Origin of the sequence: Cronbergia sp. UHCC 0137, from assembly GCF_034932285.1 — a bacterium.
Classification (GTDB): Bacteria; Cyanobacteriota; Cyanobacteriia; order Cyanobacteriales; family Nostocaceae; genus Cronbergia.
In genome coordinates this window covers 17,308-30,196 of record NZ_JAYGHC010000030.1, presented here as the reverse complement: position 1 = coordinate 30,196, position 12,889 = coordinate 17,308, and the positions used below count along the sequence as shown (strand labels likewise).

At 40.4% G+C, this 12,889-nt stretch carries 9 protein-coding genes; 2 read left to right on the top strand and 7 right to left on the bottom strand.

The window, feature by feature from the left end; translation table 11 throughout:
• Window positions 1-105: 105 nt before the first annotated feature.
• Window positions 106-525, top strand: coding sequence for a plastocyanin (gene petE, locus VB711_RS16235; RefSeq protein WP_323287193.1), 420 nt, complete (start codon window positions 106-108; stop codon window positions 523-525).
• 44 nt (window positions 526-569) lie between these two features.
• On the opposite strand, the gene dusB is transcribed toward petE, so the two are convergent.
• The 5 genes from dusB to VB711_RS16210 all read right to left on the bottom strand — a co-directional run bounded on the left by dusB (window position 570) and on the right by VB711_RS16210 (window position 6,103).
• On the bottom strand, window positions 570-1,628 hold the full coding sequence (gene dusB, locus VB711_RS16230) for a tRNA dihydrouridine synthase DusB (RefSeq protein ID WP_323287247.1): 1,059 nt from the start codon (window positions 1,626-1,628) through the stop codon (window positions 570-572).
• Between the two features lie 250 nt (window positions 1,629-1,878).
• Entirely contained in the window at window positions 1,879-2,571 is a 693-nt protein-coding gene (locus VB711_RS16225) for a hypothetical protein (RefSeq protein WP_323287192.1), read from the bottom strand.
• A 39-nt stretch (window positions 2,572-2,610) separates the two neighbouring features.
• Window positions 2,611-3,690: a hypothetical protein gene (locus VB711_RS16220; protein ID WP_323287190.1), complete on the bottom strand. Its 1,080-nt coding sequence runs from the start codon at window positions 3,688-3,690 to the stop codon at window positions 2,611-2,613.
• Window positions 3,691-4,269: 579 nt separating this feature from the next.
• Window positions 4,270-5,031: a hypothetical protein gene (locus VB711_RS16215; protein ID WP_323287188.1), complete on the bottom strand. Its 762-nt coding sequence runs from the start codon at window positions 5,029-5,031 to the stop codon at window positions 4,270-4,272.
• 40 nt (window positions 5,032-5,071) lie between these two features.
• On the bottom strand, window positions 5,072-6,103 hold the full coding sequence (locus VB711_RS16210) for a hypothetical protein (RefSeq protein ID WP_323287187.1): 1,032 nt from the start codon (window positions 6,101-6,103) through the stop codon (window positions 5,072-5,074).
• Between the two features lie 403 nt (window positions 6,104-6,506).
• Here VB711_RS16210 and VB711_RS16205 point away from each other — a divergent pair, with 403 nt between their 5' ends.
• Window positions 6,507-8,933, top strand: a complete 2,427-nt coding sequence (locus tag VB711_RS16205) for a dynamin-like GTPase family protein (protein ID WP_323287246.1) — start codon at window positions 6,507-6,509, stop codon at window positions 8,931-8,933.
• 148 nt (window positions 8,934-9,081) lie between these two features.
• Here the strand turns inward: VB711_RS16205 and VB711_RS16200 are convergent, their stop codons facing one another.
• Window positions 9,082-9,735: a Uma2 family endonuclease gene (locus VB711_RS16200; RefSeq protein WP_323287185.1), complete on the bottom strand. Its 654-nt coding sequence runs from the start codon at window positions 9,733-9,735 to the stop codon at window positions 9,082-9,084.
• 360 nt (window positions 9,736-10,095) lie between these two features.
• A complete protein-coding gene (locus tag VB711_RS16195; protein ID WP_323287183.1) occupies window positions 10,096-12,780 on the bottom strand; it encodes a DUF3536 domain-containing protein in 2,685 nt (894 codons plus the stop codon).
• Between the last annotated feature and the right edge of the window lie 109 nt (window positions 12,781-12,889).

Here is a 12,889-nt window from a genome sequence, read left to right as displayed (position 1 = left end):
AAAAAAAATATCTATAAAAAAATATCTATGACAGACTGTCATATTTGGTCATAATTGTATTTAAAATAAGAAAGCGAAAATAAAATTATCTGTTAGGAGAAAGCCATGAAAATGATTGCGACAAGTTGGAGACGCTTGACTCTAGCAGTCTTGACCGTACTTTTAGTTGTTGGTAGCTTTGCTGTATTTACTCCCTCAGCTTCTGCTGAAACATACACAGTCAAACTCGGTACTGATAAAGGAATGCTGGCATTTGAACCCAAAAAATTGACCGTTAAACCAGGAGATACCATTAAATGGTTGAACAACAAAGTTCCTCCCCATAACGTTGTCTTTGATCCTGCTAAAAACCCTACTCATAGTAAAGAACTAGCAGCATCTCTGTCTCACAAGAAATTGTTGATGAGTCCTAAGCAAACTGATGTAACAGTTGTCCCCGCAGATGCACCTGCTGGTGAATACACCTTCTACTGCGAACCTCATCGTGGTGCTGGTATGGTTGGTAAATTGACTGTTGAAGGTTAAAAAGCCTAGTTGGGGGTGAATAACCATTCGCCCCTCTCAATTGGTCATAGAACTACCAAATTTTGGAACTCTTCTTCTTCACCTTCATCACCATTAGCCACAAGTTTTTCCATGGCTTGATCAATCAAATCCAACCCTTGCTGTACAGTTTCCACCAAACTTAACTTACCGCGTAAATCAGCAGCGCCAACAAAACCTTTAGCATACCAAGTCATGTGTTTACGGGCTTGACGCACACCGCGATCGCCTTTATACTCCCATAAAGCAAACAAATGTTCCCTAGCACACTCCAGTCGCTGCATCGGGTTTGGTCTAGGTAATAATTCCCCAGTCTTCAAAAAGTGATCAACCTCACCCACCAAAAACGGATAACCTAAAGTACCACGGGAACACATCACCCCATCCGCACCAGTTTGTTCCAAGCACTTCACCGCCGCCTCAACGGAAAAAATATCTCCATTGCCAATCACCGGAATCGAAAGCACTTCCTTGACCCTAGCAATCCATTCCCAACGGGCATTACCATTGTAACCTTGGGCGCGAGTCCGTCCATGTACAGTAATCATTTTTGCTCCGGCATCTTCCATCCGTTTAGCAAAATCAAGAATAGTAATTTCATTGTCATTCCAGCCAATGCGAGTTTTCACCGTCACCGGCACATCCACAGCCTTGACCACCTCCCGCACAATCAACTCAGCCACCTCCGGCTGACGTAACAAAGAAGAACCACCACCATTTTTAGTAATTTTATTAACCGGACATCCCATATTAATATCAACCGTATCAGCACCTTCTTCCACAGCCTTAATCGCCGCTTGGGCCAAAAAATCTGGGCGACAATCAAACAACTGAATACTGATAGGGCGTTCCTTGGGGTCTACCTCCATGATTTTGGGCAATTGTTTAACATAATGTAAACCCGTAGCATTCACCATTTCCGTATACATCATCGAATCTGGTGCATAACGACGCACCAAACGACGAAACACCAAATCTGTCACCCCAGATAAGGGCGACTGTAAAACACGGCTTTTAACTTCAAAAGAGTCGATTTTTAAAGGTGTAGAGAGTTTAGCTTGGAGACTGGGAGACAACGAAATCATAACTACAAAAGACCGAGATTTATAGGGGTTGAGCATCGCTCATTGGTGTCAACTTAGGCTCTAATCGTTGCCCCACAGCTATTTTACCCTTCCCCTCTTGAGGGGAAATTTTGATTTATCAAAAGCGGGGGTGGGGTTTTTCAAGATTAGTTGGGAACTGAATAAGTTTCATGTTAAGTTGACACCTGTGACATTGCCAAACCCCCATTCTAAAGTCAAACTATTAAGCTATTTTCAGTATAATAGAAAATTACAGACCCCCTCTCAATTCTTTGAGTATTCTACTAATTTCCAGAAAATCTGGATCCTCAGAGAGTTTTTGAAGAGTTACAGGACTGCTTTCTTGAACAATCTGGTTGTAGACATCAATAGCACCATTTAGTTTATTGATATCTACATTTACGTCTTGTGCTTGGGAAAGTAAAAAATCCGCCTTTAGATCTTTAGTAGTTGCTATTGCTGTACCTGGGTTAGCTGCAACAGGAGAATTTAACAAACCAAGTAGAAATTGTGTCAAATTTGTCGCCAAAAAAGAGTTTACACCAAAGCCCTCTAACTTAGCTTGTAGTTGACTAGCACTGACATCGGCTCCCGGTCTTCCCAATGCTATGGTAATCACAATATTAGTTTCCTCTCTAGCATCTAGAGTCACACCAGGTATGGGACTATTGGTTCTGACTAGATTAGATGCGATCGCTCTCAGTCTGTCTACAATTTGTGGCGAAGTAATGTTGATGATGGCGGTATTATTCCCATCAATAAAAACCGAAATACCAGCAGGAAGTCCTACTCCTGGAGTCGGACCAACCCCAAAGCCCGAACTATCTAGGCTGTTTCCTGGATTAGGAAGGGGATTAGCATTTGCCTTAATAGAGGAAGTAGCCAGAGTACAAAACAACACAATGGACAAACTAACATTGAGGGGGAATTTCTGCATATTCATGTTTTTGCCTTAAATTTCAGCAGTGAAACGACTTAGAACTTAGAACTGAAAAACATACCCGGCAGTGAGACTAAAGCCAAAACCAGCACTACCATCTGAAAACTCTAAACTGTCAGTTATGTCGGTGAAAATACCGTTGATCACCAGAGGTATATCTTGTGAAGGAACAAAAGATGCACCAACATTAAGGCTATTTCCAGTCCAACTGGAAATCAGAGATGCTTGAGGTGAAACTTTCAAACCTAAACTACCAAAAACATTGGGTGTATTATCACCAGCCCTGCGTGCGTCTTGGGAAGAAAAACTACCTGTACCAACGCCAACAGAAACAGTTAAAGGTAATTGATTATCTGAGTTACTGGGATTCAGAGGAAAGGATTTAGTGACAACTCCGTAAATCGTTTCGTCAAATTGATCTGCTTCCCCCCATTTCACTGGATTTCCCCATCCGACAGCGATCGCCGTACCATCTTGAAATAATTTATGCAGTTTTAAACCAACAGTTCCACTTTCACCGAAATCATTATTACCTTGACCACCTATACTGTTGATGTTCAAGGCAACTTCTAGTCCGACTGATTTAGCTGAGTCACCTAAACCAAAACCAAGAGCTAAAGAACCATCACTAGATCCGTCATCTAATGGAATATATCCACCACCACCTATGTATGCCTGTCTCCAGTTAGCACCATAACCAGTGGGAGTACCTGCACTTGAACTAGGTGCTGCTTGTATCTTCTGACTACGTTTGATGATTGGTTCAATTAAAAGCTTTTCACGCAGTTGATTAATCTCTCCCAAAGAATCACCCACAACACTGGAAGGGTCTACTTGAGCAATTAGTTCCGGTTGTTTTGGTTGACTGACAGATGCTCGTTTGTCAACAGAAATTACTCTTTGATTTACATCTTCTGTTGCTACAGGTTGATCACCCAAAGAAGGAGTTGGTACCGTTGATTCAGAACCTAATTCAATATCCTGAACTAAAGTATTTATTTTATCTTTACTAAACGCGGGCTGTACTGAAATGGTCGTGCTAATTAATAAGGAACTTAGGGTTATTGTTCCTATAAACTGTACCCAGACGGTCAGTACACCTGAAAATTTTAATTGTTTCAAACTACCACTCCTCATGATGTTGTATGCACGTTTAAGACACATAAAATATAACAGAAATTATGGAAAAAGATTAAATTTTTACTAAATACCTGATCCAAATCGGTCTTTGTTGACCCTAGTTAGGACGTTATACCATTTCCTCTAACATATCTTTCGCATACAAGATTGGGGTGAGGTGCGAAACCCAACAAATACCTTGGATTCCACTGTCGCTTAAACCAACCTTTTATCTTAGATGTACTGTTACTAAATAGGGCTTGCTTAATAAAGCTAAAACTTAGATATATCAAGAGTTTGAAGGTTGAAAAGGTGAGTCTGGTGCAAGGAATAAGCGTTGAAACTACCAAAAATCTATCACTTGACCAGATTCAAGTATATTCTTCTCTTCTTCTAATTCTTCCTCCTGACTCCTAGCTCTAACCAAAAGACTTTTCCAGCAAACCCTAAATAGTAATTTCTGTAAGACGAAATCAATGTTTCTGGCTGGGAAATGATTTTAAAAAAGATAAAAACCACAAGCTTAATATAGCTTGTGGCTTGTAATTTCGACGTATTACCCTGTATTTTATAAATGTGTGATTAACTAACAGCCAATTGAAGGGCGGCTCTTAACCCTCTAAGGGTTCTACCAATTTCCAGAAAATCTGGATCTTGTGAGAGCTTTTGCAAAATTACAGGGCTGCTTTCTAGGACAACTTTGTTGTAGGCGTTAATAGCAGCATTCAGCTTATTGACATCTACATTTACATTTGCTGTCCCTGATTCTTGAGAGATCACAGAATCAATTTTTAGATCTTTAATGCTGGCTGTGGATTGTGCTGGTGCTAACTGAGCTACAGGTTCACTAGAATTTAACACGCCAAGTAAGGCTTGTATTAATCCTCCTATCAATTCTGGGTTTACACCTGTAGAAGTAGCTATTTTTTCCTGAAGTTGGGTAAGAGCCACATCAGAACCCGCTCCCCCCTGGGCTAGAACAATCACCAAACTTTTACCATCAGTAGAGAGAGTAGCACCAGGAATACTGGCATCATTTATTGCTCCATTAGCAGCAGCACTCAATCGAGCCAAAATAGCTTGGTTTGTGATGGTGATGATAATGTTACTACCACTACCTGTAATGCTAACACCTTCAGGTAAAGCTCCTCTGCCAAACAAACCTCTTACCGAACCATCGTTGGTACGGTTAAAACTGTTACCAGTAAAGCTTTCTGATCCGGCTCCGGGAATAACTCCCTTAGCTCCAGCTTTACCACCAATTGCTCTGCCAGATGAAACTACCAGAGAACTGAAGATCATCAATACCAGGCTAATACTTAGAATTAATTTTTGCTTTTTCATGATTTTGCCTTAAATTCCAGAAGCGAAAAAACTTAGAAGTCTAGAATCGCAGGCTATAACCTGCTGTCAGACTAAAACCAACGCCTTCATCCAAATTATCAGTTACGTCCGTGAAAACAGTGTTGATAACTACGGGAACTTGCTTGAAAGGGGCAAAAGATGCACCTAAGTTTAAACCACTTCCAGTCCAGCTACTTACCAAAGCGGCTTCAGGTGCAACTCGATAACCTAAGCTACCAAAAACGTTGACTGCATTCTCGTTGGCCTGTTGCGCGCCTTTGGAAGCAAAGCTACCAGTACCAATACCGCCAGAAACCGTTAGTTCTCGATATGATCTAGTAACTACTCCGTAAAAAGTATCTTTTACCGATGCGTCTCCCCATTTAATTGGGTTTGCCCAACCAAAAGCTACTGCTGTTCCATCTGGTAATATCTTGTGTACCTTAAAACCAACAGTTCCATCTTCGCCAAAGTCTTCTAAAAAACTTTTGTCACTATCACCAGTTGCACTTCCCAGACCTGAACTGATAATATCTGCGGCAATTTCTACCCCAACAGACTTAATAGGATCTCCTAAACCGAAACCCAAACCAAAGGAGGCATCAGCGTTATCGCCATCTAGAGGAATGAATCCTGCAACCCCAATAAAAGCTTGACCTTGACTCGCACCATAAGCTGTGGGAGTACCTGCACTAGAACCGGGTGCGGCAGCAGCTTTGTCAGCTTCTTGGATAATTGGGTCAATTAAAAGCTCTTGGCGCAATTTGTTTGATTCTCCTAAGGAGTCGCCCACAAAGTTAGAAGAATCTCTCTGAGCAATTAGTTGTGGTTGTTTTGGCTGACTGACAGATACGTTGTTATGAGAAGATGGGTAGTGATTGGGCGAAGCAGAGACTTGTGAATTTATATCAGCACCCAATTCAATTTCTTGATTTGAAAGATTTGTTTTATCTTTAGTAGAAGCGGATGCAACGGAAACGGCTGTGGTGATCAGAAGGGAACTTAAAAGGGTTGTGCCGATAAACCGCACCCAGTTAAGTCTAACTATAGCTGGAAATTTTAATTTTGTCAAAGTACCACTCCTCACATTATTTTTATGCACACTTGAAACATACAAAAATATACCAGAAATTTCCGGTTAAAAACCAAATCTTGATTAAGTAATAATTTTTCTCAATTTGAGATTAAATATCTTTTTGTGGGGGCGACATGGTATTTGGTTACGGATAAAAGCTCGAAAAGATGATCAAGTCTTGAGTTACCGAACATTTGTGAAGATGGCTTTGAAGTCTTTGTGAAAATTTCAGTATAAATTAATATTTAGCCCTAAGAAAAATCACTATTTGGGTTCGAGAATGGCAGAAAATCATCAGTTGATGATGGAGTTATTTGTTCTTGATTTAGGCAATCAGTAAAAATTGCTGAATTTAAGGGATGATTACTACAATATTTCTAAATATCTTTTGTTACTAACGATGCCACTTTTACCATCCCATTGTCAAGATTTATCAAGAAAAGTTGAGTCTGTCTTGCAACTGTTACAGCAAGAACCCTCTTTACGTTCTCAAGATATTAGACCTATACACATTTCGCTCAATAAAGCAATCTCTCCTAAGTTTGAAATTGTGTTTGCAGGTGCTTTTAGTGCGGGTAAGTCGATGCTGATTAATGCACTGCTGGAGAGGGAGTTACTTTACAGTGCGGAGGGACACGCTACGGGTACGGAATGTAAAATTGAGTATGCACCAGCAGATGGGGAACGGGTTGTTTTAACGTTTTTGAGTGAGGTGGAGATTCGAGAACAGGCGGTTTCGCTGTGTCAGAGGTTGGGATTTAAGACGGTAGAGGATATTCATCAAGCTGATGTGATTGATTTGCTTCAGCAAGGTTGTACGGCGATTATTCAACAGGAGGGGGGCGAAAGTAAGTCGGAACGGGCTAAACAAGCGAAGGCGTTAGTTTTGTTGTTGGAGGGTTATCAGACAAACAGCGATCGCATAGGTACTGTTAATAATGCTACCTATTCAATGGAACAATTTAATTTTACTAATCTGAAGGAGGCGGCTGGTTATGCCCGTCGTGGTAGTAATAGCGCGGTTTTGAAAAGGATAGAATATTATTGTCATCATCCGTTACTGGAAGATGGCAACGTAATTATCGACACGCCGGGAATTGATGCACCGGTAGAGAAAGATGCACAATTAACTTACGCTAAAATTCAAGATGCTGATACTTCGGCGGTGGTGTGTGTTCTTAAACCTGCATCAGCAGGAGATTTGACGAAGGAAGAAACGGAACTTTTGGAAATGATGCGGGGGAGTGGGGCAATTCGCGATCGCGTTTTTTACGTTTTTAACCGCATTGATGAAACATGGTATAATAACCAGCTACGACAAAGATTAGATAGTTTAATTAATGCACAGTTTCGGGATAGTAGCAGGGTTTATAAGACCAGTGGTTTGTTAGGATTTTATGGTAGTCAACTTAAACAGACAAATGCGGTAAATCGGTTTGGTTTGGATTCTATATTTGCAGAAAGTGTGAAAGGTTTGAATGGTGAAGAAGAAACACCACAATTTGTTTATGCTTTTAATAACTACTGTGTCAGCTCTGGTAAGTTATCTCTCAGCCAATTTCGGATTTCTCTGAATGGTTTTGAGACTCCTAATCAAAATTATGTGAGGATTTTGACGGAACAGGGAATACCTTTAATTAACCAGTTAATTCAAGATAGTGGAATTGAAGAATTTCGCACAGCAATTACTCGCTATTTGATGGAAGAAAAGCGTCCACAATTATTTAGAAATCTGGCTGATGACTTAGAAGATGTTTGTATCAAAATCAAGAAATACTATCAAGATTTACAAAGAGATTTAGATAGTCAGCCACGAGAAATTGAGAGTATGAAAGCGCAGGAGTTACAACGTTTAAATCAGCAACTCCAGCAAGTAGGGAAAGAGTTTAATCAACACATTAATGATGAAGTTAATAAGTTAATTAACAATTATTGTGATGATTTTGAAACTGATTTTCGGCAATTGCAATCAAGGATGATTCGTCGGCTGGATGAATTGTTAGATAACTTCTCTGTTGCTGATGCTTATCGTCGTGCAACTTTGAGCCATCCCCGTAATGCGACTGCACCATTACTTGCTATTTTAGTAGAGGCATTTTATTACTTAGCAAATCAACTGGAAGATATTTTAATTGAATCTTCCCAGCAGGTAATTGTCAATTATTTTGGGCAATTAATGGACAATATTCGTAAATCTGAATATTATCGTCAATTGTACCGTTTATTGGGTAATGATGGTGAGATTGAGCAGCAGGTAAAACTAATAGAAAAACAAGTTTTACAAGGGTTAATTAGTTCTGCTAGTGTAGAGTGCGATCGCTTTGTGCGAGAAAGTTATAGATTTTATGATGAAGGCACTTTTTCAATTTATCAATTTCGCCAAATTTTGCAACAAACTTCTCAAAATTATGATGCAGAAAGTATTGTGGAAGCCGAACCTGCAATTAGGCAATTATTGAAGTTAGATTTTGAGCCTAAAGTTTCTCAAACTATCCGTATTTCTTTCCGTCAAACTATTAACCAAACCTTGAAAACACAGTTATTACCAATGGCTGAACAGCAAGGGGATTATATTTTGCAGCAGTACCCCCAAGCGCGTGCTTATTTAGAAAAGAGTTTAGAACAAGAAGCTGAGGAGAAAATTGCCAATAATGAGCGATTATTAAATGTTGTAAAACAAAAGATTGAGGAATATAATTCAGCAGTTTCTGGTATTAACAGTTGTTTGCAAACAATGCAGTTATTCGACCATTTATTACCGTTAATTGGGGAAGGGGATATCATAGCGCCCACTGATGATCTTCTTGACGAGTTAAAAGCAATTTAGTATTTAATATAAGGTGCGTCAGAATCTTAAAATTAATGATTTTAGTCTAAATTATTCTGTCTGACGCACCCTACAGACTACAAAACTGCGTTTACCCTCTGCGTCTCTGCGTCTCTGCGTCTCTGCGTCTCTGCGTGAAAAAAAATTATTACTCTCTAAAATCAGAAGACGACTCTATTTTTTCTCGTACCCAAACGCGGAAAGATTGCACTAAATCAATTTCATCCATAATTTTACTTTTTTGGATAAATCTATTGATATCGCTAACAGAAATTAGAGGAAAAGCTATACTCAATGTAATTTCAATATATTGATTTTCTAGCAATTGATAAAATTTTAAACGTTCACCGTCATATCTCCAAAGTTCTACTATACCTAAAGCTATGTAAATATTCAATTTATTGAGAGAAGTGCTAGTAATATCAATTTCAAGTGCTAAATCTGGTACAGGGTCTTTTGTTAGATCTAATTCTTGTTTACCTCTAATTGCTTGCTCATTTTGGATATAATAACAATTATCCGGTTCTATTGCCTTTGTGATTGATTTACGTTTTAATGTTGTAGAACCAGCACTTCTAATTTTAATTTTTAATTCTTCAGCTAAAACAAATATCAAACGATCAAATTGAATTTTCGGGTTTTCGTGTTCAAACAGTGGAGTCATAATTTCTAAAGTACCGCAGTCATAAGCAAACCGAGAACCTCTATCCTCACCTGTATCTCTCAATAACGCTTCAAAGGTTTCCCAACTAACGTTATATAGAACCGTTCTTTGTTCTGGAATAATTGACTGGAGAAGCATATACAATACCCATGCCGTCAGGTTACTAGATAAAGTATCTATAATTTTATCAATATATATTATAAGTGATAGTGCAAAATTAATTTCCTACGTTGAGAAAGGGAACAGGGAACAGCGGTATGGCTAACGCCACGCTTCGCGGTAAGCTTCAGCTATGCCGTTAGGCTTTACGGCTACGCTCACCGACCAGGAACAGGCTTGCCCTGAGCGCAGTCGAAGGGGAACAGGAAAAGAATATGTGTAATTTATTCCGCCTAATTACTTACTACTTACGGGGCTAAATTGCGATTTTTATGCTTCCATGAAGCAGGGATTTAGCAGTGCTAAACCCCTTTGGTAATTTTCTAAAAGTAATCCGAGTTATGGTAATTTGCTGAATAAAGGAGTTACATCAACGGCTAATTTTTGTCCTAATTTTAATAATTGACGGACTTGATTGGTGTCTGCTTCTGTGTCCTGGGTGGTACAGAGTGGTGCTATTTGACTGTGTAAACAACTAAAGTATAGTTCTTGCGATCGCTGTAAGGAAATCCCTAAATTGAGTTCATGTCCCACATCAATCAGCCGTTCTAACCGTTGCATATCTGCACCAAAGGAACCATTGGCATCATACAATAGTTGCCACAGTAACCGCACAATCAACTGTTCTAATATCTGTTTGGCTTCGGGAACATTGAGACGACAACGCAGATGTTTGGCTTCCGTAGCGATCGCTCCCAGTTCTCCTAGATGATTCCAGCTTAACTGCGCTTCGGCAATATCCTGTTCTAACGCTCTTAATGTCATCATACACCGATAACCTAAAGCGATCTCGGCTGCCACTTGCAATTCTTGGGGAACTTCTAATTCATCGCGGTGAAAAGCCATGATCACCCCATAATTATCACGGTATGCTTGAGTGTATAGCTGGTCTAACCTTGTTAAGGTTTCCTGACTTAATAACCGCATGATCCGATGGCGTTCTTCTGCCAAAAGATTTTGTAAACTAAAGGTTTGATCCCCAAAAATCTGGGTCATGGCTAAAATTACCTGAGCCGCACTAGCCTGTTCTAAGGCTGTAAATAACTTTTCTTTGAGGTGACTGTAATCACGTCTACCGGTAAATTGTTGAATGCAGCAATGAAAATCCCAACCTCCTAAATGCAGGACAGCGAAGACTAAATTTTCACTTTCCCAAGTAATATCCGAAACCAGCTTTAAATGACCAACAGCTAAAGTCAAAGATCCCATGCGTTGCATTTGGTAATCTAACTGATTGGCACTGTAACAATAGACTCGCTTTTGGTCTGGAAGTTGTTTAGGTGCATCTGGGGTATGGATCTGACTATTAAAGAGGTTAGTAATAGCATAATGAGCAGTAACTTGTTTAAAACCAATTTGGGCTGTTAACACCAATTGACGATAAATTTCTGCCCCATGCTTAAAGTGTTCTACATTACTCGGAGCTAAACTCAAGCGTTTGATAAAACCTTTTTCTAGTTGAACACCGGCCACATCTCCGGCTAATTCTAAGGCACGGGAGGCATAGCGGAGGATTTGTGTACCTTCGGGACGGGAAATTTCTTCAAAAAACCAACCGCAACTGGTGTACATTAATAAAGCGTGACGCTGCATTTCTAGTAAACGTAGAGCGTCTACTTGTTCGGCGGCGGTGAGTTTGTGGGTTTGATGACGGGAGAGAAAACGGGTAACATTGGCAGGAGAGCGATCGCGAATTACTTGAATATATTCATCCCTAGCTAACCAGGGATCACGAAATAATTGTCTGCCATACTCTTCATAGACCTCAATCAACTGATCCCGTAACCAGTTTAAAGCATTCCGCAGCGGCCGCCGCCATTTTTGATGCCAGACACCACCTTCACCACCACAACCACAATCATCTTGCCATCGATCTACACCGTGGGCGCAACTCCAAGCTGTAACTGATTTTAATTCGACTTCCCACTGGGGACTGTTCAAACTGAGGTAATGGGCAAAATTCGTGACTGTCCAACCGTGACGGGGAAATTCGCCAATAAAAGCATAGGCCAAAGTTTTCTCTGTCCCCTTTTTATGATGCCCAAAGGTTTCCCCATCGGTGGCTACAGAGATTAATTGGGCTGGACGATGATCCCCACGGACTGCTGCACCAACTCTACCGGCAAAGTGGCTAGAGCTATAAACCACGTCACTAAAACCCATGTCCCGGGAAATGGGTCCGTCGTAGAAGAAAATATCAATATAGGGTAATCCCTCTATGCTTTCTGATGGTCTGGATTTAGTGGTAGCTAGAGGTGAGGAGGCAATACTCAAAGAAGGCTTTAAATAACAACGATAGGGACGGGTGGGATCAATTTGACTACCACCAACCTCTTGCCATTGGGGATGGGGATCATCTTGGTGGGGCAGTGGACGACAACGCAAGGCTTGGGAAGGGGCTAAAACGATAAACTGGATTCCCTCCTTGACTAAAGCCTCTAGGGTGGCATAATCTACGGCTGTTTCTGCCAACCAAATACCTTGGGGATCACGACCAAATCGGGATTTGAAGTCTTCTTTACCCCAACGAATTTGAGTATGTTTATCTCGTTCGTTGGCTAGGGGCATGATGATGTGATTATAGACTTGAGCGATCGCATTGCCATGACCATGCAACCGTTGACTACTCTTGACATCTGCTTCTAATATGCGTTGGTAAACTTCCACATCGTAGCGTTCTAACCACGACATCAGAGTGGGGCCAATATTAAAGCTCATGTACTCATAATTATTGACGATCCCCACCAATTCGTTGCGATCATTTAGCACTCTAGCAAAGGCATTGGGGCGATAACATTCCCAATGAATCCTTTCGTTCCAATCATGAAAAGGTGAGGCGCTGGGCTGACGTTCAATCGCATCTAAATAGGGATTTTCTCTTGGTGGCTGATAAAAATGACCATGTACCGTTATGTATACACCTTGAGCCTTTTTCAGAGGGTCTTGATCAGGATCAGGTTGAGAATCTTGGTTTAATTTAAATATTGCACCAGAACTAACTGGCAATTCAGCAGTAGAAGTCATGATATTTTGATCCAAAAAAATTTGCAGTTGTGGCGAAAATCTTGTTATATGTCTCTTTCTACAGTAGTATTAGCACAAAATCCGGTATAAACAAAAGTCATTACACCCA